The sequence below is a fragment of the Amycolatopsis sp. NPDC049691 genome, assembly GCF_040675005.1.
Classification (GTDB): domain Bacteria; phylum Actinomycetota; class Actinomycetes; order Mycobacteriales; family Pseudonocardiaceae; genus Amycolatopsis.
Genome location: NZ_JBFANX010000013.1, coordinates 75,739 through 93,362 on the forward strand (window position 1 = coordinate 75,739; position 17,624 = coordinate 93,362).

General features: G+C 72.4%; 21 protein-coding genes. 8 read left to right on the forward strand and 13 right to left on the reverse strand.

Translation table 11 applies throughout. The annotated features are described in order from the left end of the window. Window positions 1-2: 2 nt before the first annotated feature. Complete coding sequence (locus AB0J40_RS27690) at window positions 3-158, reverse strand: hypothetical protein (protein WP_364457981.1); 156 nt, start codon at window positions 156-158, stop codon at window positions 3-5. Between the two features lie 166 nt (window positions 159-324). Here AB0J40_RS27690 and AB0J40_RS27695 point away from each other — a divergent pair, with 166 nt between their 5' ends. Both AB0J40_RS27695 and AB0J40_RS27700 read left to right on the forward strand, forming a co-directional pair. Continuing rightward, window positions 325-1,035 carry a methyltransferase gene (locus AB0J40_RS27695; protein ID WP_364457983.1) on the forward strand — a complete coding sequence of 237 codons (711 nt, stop codon included), beginning with the start codon at window positions 325-327 and terminating at the stop codon, window positions 1,033-1,035. Next, window positions 1,022-1,231: a CDGSH iron-sulfur domain-containing protein gene (locus tag AB0J40_RS27700; RefSeq protein ID WP_364457986.1), complete on the forward strand. Its 210-nt coding sequence runs from the start codon at window positions 1,022-1,024 to the stop codon at window positions 1,229-1,231. Before AB0J40_RS27695 ends, AB0J40_RS27700 begins: the two co-directional genes overlap by 14 nt. Here AB0J40_RS27700 and AB0J40_RS27705 read toward each other — a convergent pair. Continuing rightward, window positions 1,216-2,211 (reverse strand): iron-containing redox enzyme family protein, encoded by a 996-nt coding sequence (locus tag AB0J40_RS27705; protein ID WP_364457989.1) that lies wholly within the window; start codon window positions 2,209-2,211, stop codon window positions 1,216-1,218. The genes AB0J40_RS27700 and AB0J40_RS27705 overlap by 16 nt on opposite strands. A 9-nt stretch (window positions 2,212-2,220) precedes the next feature. Next, window positions 2,221-3,354 (reverse strand): glutamate--cysteine ligase, encoded by a 1,134-nt coding sequence (locus tag AB0J40_RS27710; RefSeq protein WP_364457992.1) that lies wholly within the window; start codon window positions 3,352-3,354, stop codon window positions 2,221-2,223. Between the two features lie 113 nt (window positions 3,355-3,467). Between AB0J40_RS27710 and AB0J40_RS27715 the strand changes: the two genes are divergently transcribed. Continuing rightward, window positions 3,468-3,863 (forward strand): STAS domain-containing protein, encoded by a 396-nt coding sequence (locus tag AB0J40_RS27715; protein WP_364457995.1) that lies wholly within the window; start codon window positions 3,468-3,470, stop codon window positions 3,861-3,863. Here the strand turns inward: AB0J40_RS27715 and AB0J40_RS27720 are convergent. Beyond that, window positions 3,860-4,945 (reverse strand): glutamate--cysteine ligase, encoded by a 1,086-nt coding sequence (locus AB0J40_RS27720; RefSeq protein WP_364457998.1) that lies wholly within the window; start codon window positions 4,943-4,945, stop codon window positions 3,860-3,862. The genes AB0J40_RS27715 and AB0J40_RS27720 overlap by 4 nt on opposite strands. 97 nt (window positions 4,946-5,042) lie before the next feature. Here AB0J40_RS27720 and AB0J40_RS27725 point away from each other — a divergent pair, with 97 nt between their 5' ends. Together AB0J40_RS27725 and AB0J40_RS27730 are read left to right on the forward strand one after the other, a co-directional pair. Further along, complete coding sequence (locus AB0J40_RS27725; RefSeq protein ID WP_364458001.1) at window positions 5,043-5,402, forward strand: hypothetical protein; 360 nt, start codon at window positions 5,043-5,045, stop codon at window positions 5,400-5,402. Between the two features lie 8 nt (window positions 5,403-5,410). Beyond that, window positions 5,411-5,890 (forward strand): hemerythrin domain-containing protein, encoded by a 480-nt coding sequence (locus tag AB0J40_RS27730; RefSeq protein WP_364458004.1) that lies wholly within the window; start codon window positions 5,411-5,413, stop codon window positions 5,888-5,890. Window positions 5,891-5,938: 48 nt separating this feature from the next. On the opposite strand, the gene AB0J40_RS27735 is transcribed toward AB0J40_RS27730, so the two are convergent. Then, entirely contained in the window at window positions 5,939-7,399 is a 1,461-nt protein-coding gene (locus AB0J40_RS27735; protein WP_364458007.1) for an aminotransferase class I/II-fold pyridoxal phosphate-dependent enzyme, read from the reverse strand. 80 nt (window positions 7,400-7,479) lie between these two features. On the opposite strand from AB0J40_RS27735, the gene AB0J40_RS27740 reads away from it, so the two are divergent. Next, window positions 7,480-8,667, forward strand: coding sequence for an amidohydrolase (locus tag AB0J40_RS27740; protein ID WP_364458010.1), 1,188 nt, complete (start codon window positions 7,480-7,482; stop codon window positions 8,665-8,667). Here the strand turns inward: AB0J40_RS27740 and AB0J40_RS27745 are convergent. The 7 genes from AB0J40_RS27745 to AB0J40_RS27775 all read right to left on the reverse strand — a co-directional run bounded on the left by AB0J40_RS27745 (window position 8,618) and on the right by AB0J40_RS27775 (window position 15,762). Further along, window positions 8,618-9,556 (reverse strand): alpha/beta hydrolase, encoded by a 939-nt coding sequence (locus tag AB0J40_RS27745; protein WP_364458013.1) that lies wholly within the window; start codon window positions 9,554-9,556, stop codon window positions 8,618-8,620. The genes AB0J40_RS27740 and AB0J40_RS27745 overlap by 50 nt on opposite strands. 52 nt (window positions 9,557-9,608) lie before the next feature. Beyond that, the gene (locus AB0J40_RS27750; protein WP_364458016.1) at window positions 9,609-10,505 is read right to left on the reverse strand and encodes a TauD/TfdA family dioxygenase; all 897 of its coding nucleotides are present in this window, start codon (window positions 10,503-10,505) and stop codon (window positions 9,609-9,611) included. After that, on the reverse strand, window positions 10,502-11,815 hold the full coding sequence (locus AB0J40_RS27755) for an LLM class flavin-dependent oxidoreductase (RefSeq protein ID WP_364458019.1): 1,314 nt from the start codon (window positions 11,813-11,815) through the stop codon (window positions 10,502-10,504). The genes AB0J40_RS27750 and AB0J40_RS27755 overlap by 4 nt, the downstream gene beginning before the upstream one ends. Then, window positions 11,812-12,654 carry an ABC transporter permease gene (locus tag AB0J40_RS27760; protein WP_364458022.1) on the reverse strand — a complete coding sequence of 281 codons (843 nt, stop codon included), beginning with the start codon at window positions 12,652-12,654 and terminating at the stop codon, window positions 11,812-11,814. Before AB0J40_RS27760 ends, AB0J40_RS27755 begins: the two co-directional genes overlap by 4 nt. Next, entirely contained in the window at window positions 12,651-13,424 is a 774-nt protein-coding gene (locus AB0J40_RS27765; RefSeq protein WP_364458025.1) for an ABC transporter ATP-binding protein, read from the reverse strand. Before AB0J40_RS27765 ends, AB0J40_RS27760 begins: the two co-directional genes overlap by 4 nt. After that, window positions 13,421-14,440 (reverse strand): ABC transporter substrate-binding protein, encoded by a 1,020-nt coding sequence (locus AB0J40_RS27770; RefSeq protein WP_364458028.1) that lies wholly within the window; start codon window positions 14,438-14,440, stop codon window positions 13,421-13,423. Before AB0J40_RS27770 ends, AB0J40_RS27765 begins: the two co-directional genes overlap by 4 nt. 101 nt (window positions 14,441-14,541) lie before the next feature. Continuing rightward, window positions 14,542-15,762: an ROK family protein gene (locus AB0J40_RS27775; RefSeq protein ID WP_364458031.1), complete on the reverse strand. Its 1,221-nt coding sequence runs from the start codon at window positions 15,760-15,762 to the stop codon at window positions 14,542-14,544. A gap of 91 nt (window positions 15,763-15,853) precedes the next feature. Between AB0J40_RS27775 and AB0J40_RS27780 the strand changes: the two genes are divergently transcribed. Beyond that, window positions 15,854-16,189, forward strand: a complete 336-nt coding sequence (locus AB0J40_RS27780) for a metalloregulator ArsR/SmtB family transcription factor (protein ID WP_364458034.1) — start codon at window positions 15,854-15,856, stop codon at window positions 16,187-16,189. Between the two features lies 1 nt (window position 16,190). After that, a complete protein-coding gene (locus AB0J40_RS27785; RefSeq protein ID WP_364458037.1) occupies window positions 16,191-16,670 on the forward strand; it encodes an SRPBCC family protein in 480 nt (159 codons plus the stop codon). Here AB0J40_RS27785 and AB0J40_RS27790 read toward each other — a convergent pair. Next, on the reverse strand, window positions 16,639-17,604 hold the full coding sequence (locus AB0J40_RS27790) for a YafY family protein (RefSeq protein WP_364458040.1): 966 nt from the start codon (window positions 17,602-17,604) through the stop codon (window positions 16,639-16,641). The two genes, AB0J40_RS27785 and AB0J40_RS27790, sit on opposite strands and share 32 nt — an antisense overlap. Window positions 17,605-17,624: the final 20 nt, after the last annotated feature.

A 17,624-nucleotide genomic window follows, 5' to 3' on the forward strand; every position in this document is an offset into this window, starting at 1 on the left:
CGTCAGCCGGACTGCGGGTCGCTGTCGTCGTGCTGGTCGCCGCTAGACGTGCCCTGTTCGCCGCGCAGCGTTTCGCGCTGGGCCTCGGGGGTGTCGCCGTGCGGGTCGTCGCCCTCGGCCGGGTCGGTCGGGTGCTGCGTGCGGTCCTGGGACGTCATCTCGAATCCTCCTCCGGGGTCCGTTCCACGGGCGGTTACCCCGCTCGGTCGCGTTCAACCACCCGCGGCTGATCCGTTTGCGCCGATCATCGCCGGGTAGCCGGGGGCGACGCGGTTGTCCGCCGGCGAGTGCGCGCCGGGCCGCGGCGAGGTGAAGGAGACCGAGATGACCACGTCGGCGGAACCCGTCCGCCCGGGCCCCTTGGCCGCCCGGCCCGTCGTCCTCCGGCCCGCCCCGCGGCTGCTGCGGCTGCCCGGCGTCTACCGCCCCCAGGAGGACACCGCCCTGCTCGCCGCGGCGATCGACGACCTGGCGATCCCGCCCGGCGCGCGGGCCCTCGACCTCTGCACGGGTACCGGCGCCCAGGCGCTCACGCTCGCCCGTCGCGGCGCGGAAACCGTGCTGGCACTGGACCTTTCCCGTCGCGCGCTCGCGTCGGTCCGGCTCAACGCCCTCACCCGCGGCCTGCGGATCCGGCCCCGCCGCGGCGACCTCACGACCGCGCTGGGGGAGGGGCCGTTCGACGTCGTCGTCGCGAATCCGCCGTACGTGCCGTCCCCGGCCGCCACGGTCCGCTCGACCCGCGGCTGGGACGCGGGCCCCGACGGCCGCGCCGTCCTCGACCCGATCTGCGCGCGGGCACGTACCCTGCTCCGGCCCGGCGGGACGATGCTGATCGTCCACTCCGCACTGTCCGATGTGGACAAATCGCTGGAACTACTGGCCGAGCAGGGACTTCGGGCGGCGGTGGACCGGACCGCGCGCATCCCGTTCGGCCCGGTCCTGGCCGGACGGACGGAGTTCCTGGAGGCCGCCGGCCTGATCGAGCCGGGGCAGCGGATGGAGGAACTGGTGGTGCTGCGTGCCGACCGCTGACCGTCCCCGCCGCGTCACCGTCGTCCCGGGTGGACCGGTCCTCGTCGAAGGGCCGGTCGAGCTGTGCACCCCGGACGGCGAGGTCGTCACGTCCGACCGGTTCGTCGTCGCGGTGTGCGCGTGCCGCCGGAGCAAGCGGTTCCCCTTCTGCGACACGAGCCACCGCAAACGCGTCCGGACTCAGCCCACCGGCTGAAGCAGCGACGACCGCCCGGCGCGCCAGCTCTCCAGCAAGCCGGCCCCGAAGCGGCCCTCCAGGAACTCCGTCGCCTGGATCCCGAACACGACGTCGGCGGCCAGCCCGGGCTCCTGCTCGAGCAGGTCGCCGAGCACGTCGTGGCGCATCACCTGTTCGTGGACGGCGTCCGCCTCGATGTGCTCGGTGTAGAAGAACCGGCACGCCTCGGGCGCGTCCAGGCGCCGCAGCGCCTGGTCCAGCCGGGTCGCGGACGGTGCCGTCGTGATCTCCGCCGCCGCGAAGTGGCCGCACAGCGCACCCCGGAGCGACCGGTGCAGGCCGAACAACGACATCATGTTGACCACCGCGAGCATCGTGCCCGGCACGTGGTCGATCAGCTCGAGGTAGCCGTCCGGCAGGCCCGCCGCGCGCAGCAGGTCCGCGTAGAGCCGGGCGTGCACGAGCTCCGCGCGGCCGCCGCCGAACTCGTCGAACTCCACCGCCACCAGCGCCGCCTTGGCCCGGCCGCGCAGCCGCGGGATCACCCACGCGTGCGGGTCGGCCTCCTTGTGGTGGTAGACCGAGCGGTGCGTGAAGTACTCGCGCACCTGGTCCCAGCTGCCGTGGTCGCGCAGGAAGTGCGAGACGCCCTCGGCGTCGATCGGTTCGACGAGCAGCGCGTCGAGTTCGGCGGTGACGTCGTCGCCGCCCGGCACGTTTTCCCGCAGCGTGGCCAGGAACCGCGCCTCGAGCGCCCCGCGCAGGCGCAGCAGCTCCGGGTCCCACTCCCAGTCGGGCGAAACGCCGGGCAGGCCCTGGTAGTGCAGCTCGTAGCAGAGGTGCAGGGCGAGCTGGAGGTCGTCGCCGAGCGGGTCGGCGTCGGCCAGGCCGCCGAAGCTCAGGTCCGCGCGCGGCTGCTCGCGGAGCAGCGTCTGCCGCACGGATTCCGAAAGCGGCCCGCGGGAGGCCGGCAGGGTGGCGGCGGTGAAGGTCGTCATGGCCGGGGTTTACCCGGTCAGCCGGGTTCCATGCCCCGGCGGCACGGTCCGCGCGGTGAGCCACCGCACCGCCTCCGCCACCCCGCGCCCGGCGACCGCGCGTTGCTGCACCGAACCGGTCCCGTCGGCCCGCAGCGCCGCGACGAGCGCCTGGACCTCGGTCAGGTCCCCGGAGTCTTCGAGCGCCGGGCGGACGTGCTCCAGCAACGCCTCGACCCGCGACCACGCCGGCCGCCGCGTCTCTTCGAGCGGATCGACCAACGGGCCGGCCAGCCCGTGGCGCGCCGCGGCCCACACGGCCGCCGCGGCCACCTGCGGGGACAGCGGCGCGGCTTCGCGCCCGGCGGCGAGGTCGGCCAGCGCCCGCCGCACCAGCGCCCGGCCGAGCAGAGCCTGGAGCACGGCGTGGTCGACGGTCAGCGCGGTGTCGGCGACGCGGAACTCGACCGTCGGGAACCGGCCGGACGGGCGGGCGAGCCAGAACGTCTGGTCCGGGTCGACGAGCGCGCCGCAGTCGACGAGCGTGTCGACCGCCCGCCGGTATTCGGCGTGGTCGCGGAAGTTCGGCGCGACGCCGGAGCCCGGGAACCGGGACTGCAGGACCATCCGCCAGCTGTGGTAGCCGGTGTCGCGGCCGTGGTCGAACGGCGCGTTGGCCGAGAGCGCGAGCAGGGTGGGCAGCCAGCGGCCGAGGTGGTTGACGACCGCGACCGCGGTGTCGGGGTCGCCCACCCCGACGTGGACGTGGCAGCCGCAGGCCTCGTAGTCGGCGACCACCGCGCCGTAGGCGGCATCGATGTCGGCGTAGCGGCCGGTGGCCGCGGGCGGCGGCGCGGCCGGTCCGGGGCCGACCGGCGTCCCGGTGGCCAGCAGCGCGCAGTCCTCGGCCGCGGCCGCGCCCGCCAGCACCCGCCGGGCCGCCGTCAGCTGGTCGCGCAGCTCGCCGGCGGTGGTGCAGACGCCGCTCGCGGCCTCGATCTGCGTGAGCCGCAGCTCGCGGTGCACGCGGACACCGTCCGGCAGCGGGCCGTGGTGGCGGTACCGCGCCAGCACCGGCTCCGCGCACGCCGACGCGTGCCCGGTGCGCGGGTTGACCAGCAAGAACTCCTCTTCGACGCCCATCGTGGGCGGGCCGACGGACATGGGCGGGCTCCTTCCGCGCGGGCGCTGGGCGGTGGTTACCCGCTCGGGTGCCGGAAATGCGCCTGGGCCCGGCCTTTGTTTGGCCGTCGACGCGCGACGGGTACCTCGGACCCATGACAACTCACGAGCGTTCGCGCGTGGCCGGCACCGATCCGCCGCTGACGCACCGGCTGCCGTCACCCCGGGCCCCGGTGGAAGGAGACCTCCGGAGCAGGCTCCGGTGGAAGTCGCCCGACGCGATCGTCGTGCAGGTCGGCGGCGAGATCGACCTGTGCACCGCGGGGACGCTCGAAGCCACCCTGGCCGAGCACGTCCGCGCCCACCCCGGCGTCCTGCGGGTCGACCTGAGCGAGGTCCGGTTCTTCGGCGCCGCGGGCCTGCGGGTTCTCGTCCGCGCCCACCGGCACGCGGAAGCGGCCGGTGTCCACCTCGTCGTCGACCCCGGCCGTTCCCGCGCCGCCGTCCGCGCCCTCGAACTACTGGACGAACTCGGACCGCTTCCGCTCTAGTCGCCGGTCAGCAGGTCCACGACGGCCTCCGCCCGGTTCTTCTCCGCGAAGACGCGCCGTTGCCGGTCGGCACCGCCGCCCTCGGCCGCCAGGCGGGCCGTTCCCTCCCGCGCGAAGTCCAGGTCACCCGCCGCCTCCAGCGCGGGTGCGGTCAGCGCGATCAAGTCGTCGAGCACCGCTTTCGCCGGTTCGAGATCCCCCGTCCGCGGGTGCGGGCAGCAGCCGGTCACGCCTTCCTTCGACGCCCGCCACATCCGGCCGCGCAGCACCTCGTTGGACAGCTCCGGCGCCGGCCCGCCGTCGGCCAGCGCGGTCGCGACGAGCCCGCGGGCCAGCACCGCCAGCAGCACCGCCTCCTGCGGGGTCGCGGCGACGTCGGCGATGCGGAACTCCAGCGTCGGCTGCTTTTCCGACAGCCGGACGTCCCAGTAGATCATCCCGCGGTCGAGGATCGCGCCGCTGCGCAGCCAGCCGTCGACGATGCTTTCGTACTCGTCGAGGGAGGCGAACCGCGGCGGCGGCCCGGCCGAGGGCCACCGGCTCCACTGGTGGTAGCGCCAGCTGGCGTAGCCGGTGTCGTAGCCGTCGGCGATCGCCGAGTTCGCGGTGATCGTCAGCAGCGCGGGCAGCCACGGCCGGACGTGGTCGAGGACGTCGATCCCGCGTGCCTTGTCGGGGATCGCGACGTGCACGTGGCAGCCGCAGGTGAGCGATCGCCACGCGGTGGCGCCGAAGTGCTCGGCCATCCGCTGGTACCGCGGGTTCGGCGTGATCTGCGGCGGCTGCGTTTCGGGCAGCGGGGGCGCACCGGCGGGGAGCAACCGGTAGCCGCGGGCCCGGGCCGCCTTGTCGAGGTCTTCGCGCAGCCCGCCCAGCTGGCGCAGTGCCTCGGCGTGCGTGCTGCAGACGTCGGTGGCGGCTTCGGCCTGGGACAGGTTCAGCTCGTGTTGCAGCTCGCCTTGGACGTCGTCGGCCGCTTCGGCGGCGTCGACGACGTCGTCGCCGGCCTGAGAGAGATGACCACGGCGGTCGACGACGAAGAACTCCTCTTCGATGCCGAAGGTCAGCACGTCCGGTTTCACCGATGTTCTCCTGCTGGTCGGGGAGCCGGGGGAATACCCGGCCGCTGCCCTGCGCAAACGGCGTTTTCCCGGGCGGTGAGCGGGTAACCGGGCGGTCATGAACGCCTCCACACCGTCGCTGCTGGCCGCCGACGCCGGGGCCACCGTGCGACGGCTGGCCCGCTGCGTCGGTGACGGCGAGCTCGACTCACCCGCCGAGATGTACCGCGTGCTGGGCGCCCTGCGGCTGCTCGCGGACGACCTGACCCACCTGCTGCCGGCCCTGCAGTCCCGGCTGGAGGAGGGCCTGCTGGCCGGCCGGGTGACCGGCCACGGCGGCGGCGACGCCGTCGCGGCGACGTGGGACTCGGTGGGGGACGTCGGCCGGGCACTGGCCCACGCCCGGACCGTGGCTCTGCTGATGACGAAGGAACTGGAGAACGCCCAGGTCACCCTGCGGGACCTGGCCGCACCGTGAGGACACCGATGTCGACCGACGCGATCGTGCTGCTCAAGAACGACCACAAGACCGTGGAGAAGCTCTTCAAGGAGTTCGAGAAGGCGGGTGAAGAGGCGTACGACGAGAAGCGCCGGATCGCCGACTCGATCATCGAAGAGCTGACCGTCCACGCCTACATCGAGGAGGAGATCTTCTACCCGGCCGCCCGCGAAGCCGTGCCGGAGACGAAGGACCACGTCCTGGAGAGCGTGGAGGAGCACCACGTCGTCGTGTGGATGCTGTCCGAGCTGCTCGGCATGGACCCGAAGGACGAGACCTTCGACGCGAAGGTGACGGTGCTGACCGAGAACGTGCGCCACCACGTCGAAGAGGAAGAAGACGAGTGGTTCCCGGAGGTCCGCTCCGCGATGGGCCGCAAGAAGCTGCAGGAGCTGGGGCAGCGGATGATCGACGCCCGCGGCGATGCGCCCAAGAACCCCTTGGAACTCAAGAGCGCCAAGGCCTGACCGCGACACGAAGGCGCCACTTCCACCGTGGAAGTGGCGCCTTCGCCGTCACTGCTTCGCGACTACCCGGACGGACTTCAGCTCGGAGTCGGCGGGGTCCGGCAGCTGCATCCCCGCTTCGAGCCCGCTGCGCAGGTAGTCGAGGATCGGCCGGGTGAGCACTTCGCCCGGCAGGACACCGGGAGCGCCCGGGGGATAGGGCGTGATCATCTCCGCCGCGATCCGGCCGGGTGCCTCGGCCACCGGCACTTGTTCGGCCGGGCCGAAGAAGGCGTCTCGCGGCAGCATCGCCGTTTCCAGCTCGAACTCGTGCGGCGGCGGGATCTCGACGGCAGGCGGCGTCTCGAACGACGGCGCGGCCTTGACCAGAGCGTCGAGCGCGTCGATGAGCGCGCCGGCCGTCTCCTCGTCGTCCGAATGGTTGAACTGGGCCACGATCCGGCGGTGGTCGGACAGGCCGACGGTGACGTGCTGGTGCTCGCGCAGCCAGTCGGCGGCCTGGTAGCCGCTGATGCCCAGCGGGGCCAGGTCGAGCACGACCTTGAGCGGGTCGAGGGAGTCGGCGAGGTCCGGGCCGAGGAACTCTTCGTGCAACACGGTCAGCCCGAGGCCGGTCAGCCTGCCGCGCACCGAGGTCACCAGCCGCAGCGCGCCGTCGAGCAGCTGCTTGCCCTGTTCGGCCATCTGCCGCCGCCACCCGTCGAGGGCCGCGTACACCAGCGAGCTGGGGCTGGTCGTGCCGAGCAGGTCTTCGCGCGCCTTCAGCACGTTCGGGTCGACGCGGTCGCCCTGCAGGTGGAACACCGAGCTCTGTTCGACCGCGGCGCCCATCTTGTGCACGCTCGTGACGCACACGTCGGCGCCCGCGTCCATGCCCCAGGGCGGCAGGCCGTCGTGGAAGGGCAGGTGCGCACCCCACGCCTCGTCCACGATCAGCGGGATCCCCTGCTCGTGGCACCAGTCGGCGACCGCGCGGATGTCGCCGCACGTGCCGTAGTCGGTGGGGGTCACCAGCAGCGCGCCCTTGACCTCGGGGTCGCGCTCGTACGCCTCCGCGAACTCCTCGACGCCCGGTGGGTGGGTCATCCGCTGCTCGGCGTCCCAGTGCGGCCGCACCCACACCGGCTGCACGCCGCTGACGATCAGCCCGGAGATGACCGACTTGTGGACGTGCCGCGGCACCAGCAGCTTCTCGTGCGGACCGGCGACCGCGAGCATCGCGCTCTTCACCGACAACGAGCTGCCGCAGGTGGAGAAGAACGTGTGCTCGGCGCCGACCGCGTCGGCCATCAGCTCCTGGGCCTCGGCGAGCACACCCCGGCGCATCAGCCGGTCGTCGAGGCCGTTGAGCGCGATGACGTCGGACTTGAACACGTCGGCGCCGACCACGTCGATGACGCGCGGGTCGATACCCCGGCCCTGCTTGTGGCCGGGCGCGTTGAACGGGACGTACCCGATCCGGTGGTAGTCGCGCAGTGCGTCGAGCACCGGTGCCTTGCTGTGGTCCATTCCGCGCGGGTAGCCCGAAGCCGGCCGGGTGAAACACCCCCGGTGGTGTGACGGTCCGTGGTAGGGGTATTCCGGTGGGCATGGAGTGGCACGAAGAGCTGCACGAGCGGGCCGACGAGCGGATCGGCGCGCTGGCGGACCGGCTGTGGGCGGTCGCGACCGCGCTGCACGAGCGGCCGGAACTGTCCTATGAGGAGCACGCGGCCGCCGAGCGGCTGACCGGGGAGCTGGCCGCGGACGGGTTCGCCGTGGAGACCGGCGTCGCCGGGCTGCCCACGGCGTTCGTCGCGCGGGCGGGCAGCGGCCGTCCGTGCGTGGCGCTGCTGATGGAGTACGACGCGCTGCCCGGGCTGGGCCACGCGTGCGGGCACAACCTGATCGCCGCGGCCGGGCTCGGTGCCGCGCTGGCGGCGCGCGAGGTGCTGGCGGACGAGCCGGGATCGCTGCTCGCCGTCGGCTGCCCGGCCGAGGAACGCGGCGGCGGCAAGGTGGCGCTGGCCGAGGCGGGCGTCTTCGACGACGTCGACGCGGCCCTGATGGTCCACCCCGGCGTGCACTCGTGGTCGTGGGCCCCGCTGACCGCGCAGGTCGAGCTCAAGGTGACCTTCCACGGCCGCGCGGCGCACCCGACCGGCGACCCCGAAGCCGGCATCGACGCACTCGCCGCGCTGATCCAGATGTTCGGCGCGGTCTCGGCGCTGCGCCAGCGGCTCCCGGCGGGCTCGCACGTGCAGGGCATCGTCACCCACGGCGGCGAGGCCACGAACATCGTCCCCGACCGGGCCGAAGGCCGCTTCGGCCTCCGCGCGCTGACGACCGACGCGCTGGACCGCCTGGCCGAGGACGTCGCGACGTGCGCGCAGGGCGCGGCTTTGGCGACGGGCGCGAAGGTCGACGTCGAACGCCTCGGGCGCGGTTACGCGCACTTCCGAGACAACCCCGTGCTGTCGGAACGGTTCACCGAGCACTTGGCGGCGTGCGGGATCCACGCGACCCCGCCGGCGCCGGGGGTGTTCCTGGGGTCGTCCGACATCGGCGACGTGAGCGTCCGGGTCCCGGCGATCCACCCGTTCGTGGCGATCACGGCCGAGGAGTACTCCGACCACACGGCGGAGTTCGCGGCGGCCGCGGCGAGCCCGCGCGGCCGGTCGGCGATGCTGGCCTCGGCGGCGGCGCTGGCCCGCACGGCGATCGACCTGCGCACGCACCCGGCGCTGGTCAGCCGGGCGTGGGACTGCTTCCGGGACCTGGAGCGCTCCGGCCGCTGACCGGGCGGCGGCGCAGCAGCCGCTCGACGTGGTTCATCGCTTCCACGCCTTCCGGGATCGCCTGCATGAGCCAGTTGTGGAACATCCCGCTGTACTCCCGGTAGTCCAGTTCGGTCCCGGCCTCCCGCGCGCGTTCGCGGAACCGGCGGCAGTCCGGCAGCAGGACGTCCCGCGTCCCGATGAACAGCGTGATCGGCGCGAGCCCGCTCAAGTCTGCGTGGATCGGGCTGACCAGGGGATCGTGCGGATCGGTCCCTTCGGCGTACATCCGGCCCGCTTCGCGCAGCCCGGCGATGCCGAGCATCGGGTCGGTCTCGTCCAGCAGCTCCGAAACCGGGTCCTCGAGCAGGACGTCCAGCCACGGCGAGTAGAGGATCAGCCGTTCGGGCTGCGGCCGGCCGTCCGCCCGCAGGTTCTGCGCGATCGCCAGCGCCAGCGCGCCGCCCGCCGAGTCACCGGAGACGACGACGCGCTCCGCCTCGATGCCGTCGTAGGCCGCCTGCACCATCGGGATCGTCGCCGTGTGGTCGTGGTGCGGCACGAGGGGGTACACCGGGAGCGTCACCGCGCAGCCGAGCCGCGCCACCAGGTCGGCCGCGTACTTCCAGTGGTGCTTCTCGACCTGCTCGACGTAGCCGCCGCCGTGCAGGTGCAGGACGTGCGGGTCGCCTGCCGCACCCCCGCGCGGCCGGAACGTGAAGCAGGGGAAGCCGTGCACTTCGTGCTGCTCCACGTCGCAGCGCCGCCGGATCCTGCGCGGCGGCCGGGCCATCGACGGCTTCTGGTGCCGGGGCAGCCGGTGGTGCAGCGCCGAGGCGTTGTCGTAGAACCGTTTCTGGCCCGACGCCCGCAGCAGTCCCATCCTGACCTTCGCCTGCACACTGACCACCACGTACTCCTTCCCGTCCGGGCCCGGGTACCCGAGCCCGGACGGGACCTAACTAGGCGACGGAGGTGTAGTGCGACGCGTCACCTTCGAGCGACTCGCTCGCCCGCCCGTCGACGCCCACCGGGACGTCGCCGGCCACCGTGACGCGGTTGAGCCGCCGGGGGAGGCCGTCGTAGTTGTCGATGGCGTAGTGCTGGGTGATCCGGTTGTCGAACAGCACCAGCTGGTTCGGCTCCCACGCCACGCGCACGACGTTCTCCGGCCGCGTGACGTAGGACTGCAGCAGCCGCAGCAGATCGCGCGACTCGCTCACCGACAGCCCCTCGATCCGCTGTGCGAACCCGCCGATGAACAGGCCGCGCTCACCGGTCACCGGGTGCACCCGCACCACCGGGTGCACGGTCCGGTACTTGCGCGAGACGAACTGGGCCCGGCGGGCCTGCTCCTTCTCGTCCACCGTCTCCGGCGGCTGGACGTAGTCGTAGTCGTTGGTGTGTACCGCCCGCAGCGTGTCGGCGAACTCGCGCAACGGCTCCGGCAGGTCCCGGTAGGCCGCGGCCGCGTTCGCGATCAGCGTCTCCCCGCCGTAGGGCGGCACGACCAGGCTGCGGAGCGTGCTGGCCTTCGGCGGGTTGAGCACGAACGTGACGTCGGTGTGCCAGTGGTTGGCCCGGCCCAGTTCGCTGTCCACCGGCAGGATCGTCGGCGCGCCGTCGGCCGCGGGCACGGTCGGGTGCGCCTTGGTCAGCTCGCCGAAGCGCGCGGCGAACCGCTGCTGGCCCTCGTCGTCCAGCTCGGTGTTCCGGAACACCAGGGCCTTGTGCTCGTGCAGGGCGTCGGCCAGGAACGCCACCTGGGACGCGTCGAGGTCGCCGGCGGGGTCGAGGCCGATGATCTCGGCGCCGATGGTGCCGGTGATCTTGCGGACGTCGGTGCTGATCGCGGTCATGCGGGTTCCTTCACTCGGTTGCGGTTGACGGGACGCGCGAGGCCGTAGTGCTCGCGCAGGGTGGTGCCGGAGTACTCGGTGCGGAAGAGGCCGCGCCGCTGCAGTTCCGGGACGACGAGGTCGACGAAGTCGTCGAGCCCGCCGGGCAGGGTGGGCGGCATGACGTTGAAGCCGTCGGCGGCGCCGCCGGTGAACCAGGCCTCCAGCTCGTCGGCGACCTGACCGGGCGTGCCGGCGAAGACGCGGTGCCCCCGGCCGCCTGCCAGCCTTTCGAGGAGCTGCCGGATGGTGAGGTCTTCGCGCCGGGCGAGGCCGACGACCAGCTCGAACCGGCTCTGGCCGCCTTCGGTGAAGCTGCCGACGTCCGGCAGCGGACCGTCGAGCGGGTAGCCGGTGACGTCGTGGTCGAGCATCTTCGACAGCTGCCGCAGCCCGTAGTCCGGGGTGATCAGCGCGTTCAGCTCGGCTTCGCGCGCCCGGGCCTCGGCTTCGGTGCGGCCGAGGATCGGCGAGATGCCCGGCAGGATCTTGATCTCCTCCGGCATGCGGCCGTACTTCGCCAGCCGCCCCTTGACGTCGTCGTAGAAGGCCTTGCCTTCGGCGAAGGTCTGCTGTGCCGTGAACACCGCCTCGGCGTGCCGGGCCGCGTACTCCTTGCCGGTTTCCGACGACCCGGCCTGCACGAGCAGCGGGTGGCCCTGCACCGGCCGTTCGATGTTGAGCGGCCCCCGCACCTGGAAGTGCGGCCCGTCGTGGGAGATCGCGCGGATCCGGTCGGTGTCGGCGTAGACGCCGGTCTCCCGGTCGACGACCGCGGCGTCGTCGTCCCAGCTGTCCCACAGCTTCTTGACGACCTCGACGAACTCCTCGGCCCGGTCGTACCGCGCGTCGTGCGACGGGCGCTTGGCCAGGTTGAAGTTCCGGGCCTCGTCGATGCCCGCGGAGGTGACGATGTTCCAGCCCGCGCGGCCGCCGGAGAGGTGGTCGAGCGAGGCGAACTTCCGGGCCAGGTGGTAGGGCTCGTTGTAGGTGGTCGACGCCGTCGCGATGAGTCCGATGTGGACCGTCGAGGCGGCGAGCGCCGAGAGCAGCGTCAGCGGTTCGAAGTGGCTGTGGGAATTGTGCTTGACGTTGCCCCACAACGCGACGCCGTCGGCGAGGAAGAGCGAGTCGAGCTTGCCGCGCTCGGCCGTGCGCGCGATGTCGACGTAGTGCTGCAGCGTCCGGGCCCGGTGCGGGTCGGTCGAGGGGTGCCGCCAGGCGGCTTCGTGGTGGCCGTTCGGCATCACGAACGCGTTGAGGTGCATCATGCTTTCTCCTTGGGGCGCCAGGTGGAAAACCGCCGTTCGAGGGCGACGAAGCCGGCGTTGACGAGCACGCCGAGCAGTGAAACCGCGATGATCCCGGCGTACATCTGCTGGATCTGGAAGTTCACCTGGCTCGTGTTGATCAGGTAGCCGAGCCCGGCCTTCGCGCCGACCATCTCCGCGGCCACCAGCACCAGGATCGAGTAGGACGCGGCCATCCGGATGCCCGTGAACACCGTCGGCACGGCCGAGGGCAGGATCACCTTCCGGAACAGCCGCGGGCCGGCCAGCCCGAGCGAGCGAGCCGCCTTCACCAGCAGCGGGTCGACGGTGTTGACGCCGGCGATCGTGTTGAGCAGCACGGGCCACACGCAGGCGTAGACGACCAGGGTCACCTTGGACAGTTCGCCGATGCCGAGCAGTAGCGTGAACACCGGGAGCAGCGCCAGCGCGGCGGTGTTGCGGGCGAGTTCCAGCAGCGGCTGCAGGAACCGCGCCACCGGCCGGTACCAGCCGATCAGCAGCCCGAGCGGCACCGCGACGGCGACGGCGATCGCGAACCCGGCGGCCGACCGGCCGACACTGGCCAGGAGGTGGTCGGCGAGCCGGCCGTCCAGCACGAGGTCCCAGAGCGCCTGCAAGTCTTCCGACAGCGGCGGGAGGAACGTCCGCGTGCCCTCGTCCAGGACGAAGCGGGGAACCAGCTCCCAGAGCGCGACGAACAGCACGACCGCGGCGGACGCGTGCACCGCCCGGGTGAGCGTCTTCGTGAGCCGGCGCTGCTTCGGCGGCGCGACGTCGGGTCTGGTGTGGACGGTCGGTGCTTCGAGGGTGGTGGTCATCCGGCCGCGCTCCGTTCGTGTTCGGCCGCCTTGCGGACCTCGTCGTGCAGCAGTTCCCAGAGCCGGTGCCGCTGCCGCCCGAACGCCGGGTCGGAGCGGACGTCACCGGAGCGGTCGCCGAGTTCGACGTCGACGACGGCCTTGAGCCGCCCGGGCCGCGACGTCAGCACGGCCACCCGCTGTCCCAGGTAGACGGCTTCGTCGATGCCGTGGGTGATGAAGACGACCGTCTTGCCGGTGCGGCGCCAGATCCGCAGCAGCTCGTCCTGCAGCTGCTCACGGGTCTGCGCGTCGAGGGCGGCGAACGGCTCGTCCATCAGCAGCACGGCGGGGTCGTAGGCGAGGCTGCGGGCGATCGCCACCCGCTGCTTCATCCCGCCGGACAGCTCGTGCGGGTACCGGTCCTCGAAGCCGGAAAGCCCGACCAGGGAAAGGTATTCACGGGCCCGCTCGGCCCGCTGCCGCTTGCCGAGCGGGCCGCCTTCGAGGCCGAACTCGACGTTGGCGCGGGCGGTGCGCCACGGGAACAGCGCGTACTGCTGGAAGACGACCCCGCGGTCGAGCCCGGGGCCGCGCACCGGCTCGCCGTCGATGAGCACCTCACCGGACGTCGGGGTGGTGAGCCCGCCGAGCAGGTCGAGCAGCGTCGACTTGCCCGAACCGCTGGGGCCGACCAGGGACAGGAAGGTGCCGTCGGCGATGTCGAGGGAGACGTCGTCGAGGGCGGTCAGGGCGCCGAAGGTCTTGGTGACCGACCGGATGCCGATCACTTGGTCACCGTCGGCGCGCCGTCGCGGTAGGGGTTGTACTCGTTGGTGTAGAGCTTCGAGGTGTCGATCCGGTCGCCCTTGATGTAGCCCTGCTGCTTCAGCCACGGCTCCCACAGCGTGTAGTCCTTGTCGGCGATGAGGCCGCCGTGGGTGACCCCGACGCTCTTCCAGTACTTGAGCGTGTCGGTGTTCTCGTTGCGGCCGCGGGCCTGGATGATCTTGGTGAAGCGGGCGATCACCTGCTCGCGCGGGGTGGTGCGCTCCCACTCGATCGCCTTCGCCACGGCGGAGACGAAGATCTTCGTGGTCTCCGGGTACTTCTTGATGAAGTCGGTGCGCAGCACGTACGGGCCGCCGTTGTACGGCCCGAACGCCTGGACGTCGCTGAAGAGCGACCGGACGCCGCCCGCGGCGAGGGCGTGGTCCTGCAGGATGCCCTGCAGCGCGACGACGTCCAGCTGGCCGTTGCGCAGCGCCTGCTCGGCGTTCACCGGCGGGATGACGACCAGCTGCACCTGCTTGATTTCGTCGTCGGACAGGCCCTGGCGCCGGAGCCAGGTGTCGAGCGCGGCTTCGAGGTTCGCGCCGGCGGTGTTGACGCCGACCTTCTTGCCGATCAGGTCGCGGGCGGTCCGGATCGGACTGTCCTCTTTGGTGTAGTAGCCGATGAACGCCTTGTCGTCGGAGCCGTAGTAGTTGACGACCGCCTTGACCGGCGCGCCCGCTTCGACGAGCTTGACGACCGCGCCGGTGAAGGCGCCGCCGAAGTCGGTCTGGTCGGTGGCCGCGGACTGGATGTCCTGCGGGCCGCTGATCGTGTTGCCGACCCACTTCAGCTTGACCGGGCCGAAGTAGCCCAGGTCTTCGGCGAGTTCGGGCAGGGTCACGGCGTTGGCGCTGCCCTGGTAGCGCAGTTCGAGTTTCTCCGGCTGCCCGGGCGTGCCGGTCGCCGTCGCCGACGCGCACCCGGCGAGCAGGATCGCGGCGGCGGCCAGGAGGGGCAGGGTTTTCTTCACGGTGGTTTCGTCCGTTCCGGGAGTCGGTGGGGATGCACCGATTGTTCGGGCCCACCGGCCGGACGGTCAATTTTGCGAGTTCGTGAAATAACTCCGGCGATTCACGAGGCGTGCGAGAACCGGGTGAGAAGCGGACCGAACGGGTTTTCGTAGAGTCCGTGGAGGAGCACCGAGCCGCCGGCCGTCGCGAGTTCCGTGCCGGGGAAGCTCGTCGGCACAACGGTTTCCGCCGGGTCGGCGCAGGTCCGCGAGCGCTCGCGGACCTCGTCCCGGATGGCGGGAAGGCAGCCGGGCACCTGGGCTACACTCCGGTCGACCACGACGAGCACGGCCGGGTTCAGGACGTCCAGCAGCAATGCGGCGGCCTGCCCGATGAGCCGCGCGCGGTCGTGGAACATCCGCACCGCCGCGGAATCGCCGGACGCGGCGAGCGCGAGCAATTCCGGAAAGTCCGGTTGGCCGAGAAGCCCGGTTTCCGCGGCTTTGCGCGCGAGCGTCGCTTCCGAAACGGTGGCCTCGAGACAGCCGGTGCGCCCGCAGCGGCACGGCTCGGCGCTGTCGTCGACCGGGAGGTGCGCGACCGCTCCGGCGGCGGAGCGCGGTCCGTGGTGGACGGTGCCGCCGGTGGCGAACGCGGCGTCGACGACGTTGCCGGCGAACAGCTGCACGACGCTCTCGCGTGCTTTCGCGTGGCCGAAGAGACGTTCGGCGTGCACGAGGGCGCGCGCGTGGCCGTCGACTTCGACGGCGAGGCCGGTGCTCCCGGCCAGCAGGTCGCGCACCGGCACGTTCCGCCAGTCCAGCAGCGGGTGTTCGACCACGGTGCCGGACTCCCGGTCGACCCAGCCGCCCGTGGCCACGCCGAGCCCGAGCGGTGCGCGGTCCGGGGCGTGCCCGAGCAGCAGGTCGTCGAGGATCTCCGCGGCGCGGGCGAGCAGCTCTTCGGCGGCGAGCCCGTCGTGCGGTTCTTCGTGCTGCACCAGGACGTTCCCGCGCAGGTCGAGCAGCGCGACGGTGGCGTGGTGCACGGCGATGTGCAGCGCGCCGGCGACGTGCCGCCCGGTGTCGAGGTCGACGGGAACGTGGGGCCGTCCGACGGCGCGGCGTACCTCGGTTTCCGGGAGCTCGCGCAGGAGCCCGCGCCGCAGCAGCTCGGCCGTGTGCCCGGTGACGGCCGCGGCGGACTGGCCGGTCCGCCGCGCGATGGTGCTGCGCGCGATCGGTCCCTCGTCGAGCACCGCCCGCAGGACCGCGCTCGCGCCGGCACTGCGCCGGGCGCCGCGCGCATCCGTCCTCTGTGGACCGTCGGGCGCCGCCGTCATGGCCCGATGGTGGCAGACGCGGCGGCGGGTGCCCAGCGTGCCCAGGATGCGGGCCCTTGACGCATACCCATATCGGCATATGATGACTCCCGTGGCACGAGCAGCGACCACCGCGGACACCTTCAACGCCGTCGCCGAACCCCGGCGGCGGCAGATCCTCGACGTCCTGATGGCGGGCGAACGGTCCGTCGGCGACCTCGTCGACCTGCTCGGCCTCGCCCAGCCGCAGGTGTCCAAGCACCTGCGCGTGCTGCGCGAGGTGGGCGCCGTGGACGTGCGCGGCGACGGCAGGCAGCGGCTCTACCGGCTCAACGGCCCGGCGCTCAAGCCGATCCACGACTGGGTCAAGCGCTACGAGCGGACGTGGGCCGAGCGGTTCGACTTGATGGACGAAGTCCTCGAAGAACTCAAGGAACAGGAGCAGTGACGTGGAGATCACCACCCCCGCCGACGACCAGATCCTTATCACGCGCGAGTTCGATGCGCCGAAGCACCTCGTCTACCGCGTGTGGACCACGCCGGAACTGGTGCGGCGCTGGTGGAGCGGGCACCGCGGCACCACCACCGAAGTCGAGCTCGACCTGCGGCCCGGCGGACGCTGGCGATATGTGATCAAGACGAACGACGGCGCCGAGGTCGGCTTCCACGGCGAGTACCGCGAAATCGTGCCGGACGAGCGGATCGTCTACACCGAGGTGTTCGAAATGCCGGGCGTCGACCTCGACTCCGTCGACGGGCCGCTCAACACGGTCACCTTCACGGCGTTGGACGGCGACCGGACGCGGCTGGAGCTGCTGACCGTGACCGGCAGCAAGGAGCTGCGCGACACCATCCTCCAGTCCGGCATGGAGGTCGGCGTCCAGGAGCAGATGGTGCTCATCCAGGAGCTGGCGGACTCCCTGCGCTAGCCCGCAGGAACCGGGAACCCAGCGTCGCCAGCTCGGCGGCCAGGTCCGGCGCGTCGAGCACCTCGAAGTCGACGTCCAGGAGCCCGAGGTACAGGCCGAGCATCTGCGCGTTGTCGGAGCCCACTTCCGCGACGCAGCGGTCCGGCCCCTCGGGGGTCACCTCGACCGCGAGCGGCAGCCGCGCCCGGACGTACGCCTCGGCAGCGTGCAGGCGCACCTTCGCGTGGAACCGCCAGGTGGCCGCTCCGACGCTGCGCTGGACGAACTGCGCGACGTCACCCTCGGGCGGCTCACGAGGGGAGAACCGCGGCCCGTTCGGGACCTTCGGCGTCAGCCGGTCGACGCGGAACGTGCGCCAGTCGTCCCGCGCGGTGTCCCACGCGACGAGGTACCAGCGCCGGCCCCAGCTGACCAGCCGGTGCGGTTCGACGTCGCGGCGGCTCGCCGCGCCGGTGTGGCTCGTGTAGTCGAACCGCAGCCGCTCGCCGGCCCGGATCGCGGCCGCGATCACCGTCAGCACGTCCGCGTCGACGGCCGGGCCGCCGCCCGGCACCGCGACCGTCGCGGCCTGCAGCGCGTGCACCCGGTGCCGCAGCCGCGACGGCAGCACCTGCTCCAGCTTCGCCAGCGCGCGCACCGACGTCTCGGCGATCCCGGCGACGCCGGTGGCCGTCCGCAGCCCGACCGCGACGGCCACCGCTTCGTCGTCGTCCAGCAGCAACGGCGGCAGCTGCGCGCCCGCGCCGAGCCGGTAGCCGCCCTGAACGCCGGGGGCGGCCTCGACCGGGTAGCCGAGTTCGCGCAGCTTCCCGACGTCGCTGCGGACCGTGCGCGCGGTGACGCCCAGCCGCTCGGCGAGGTCGGCGCCGGTCCAGTCGCGCCGGGTCTCGAGCAGCGACAGCAGCCGCAGCAGGCGGGCGGAGGTCTGCAACATTCCCCGAGGATCGCACGAAT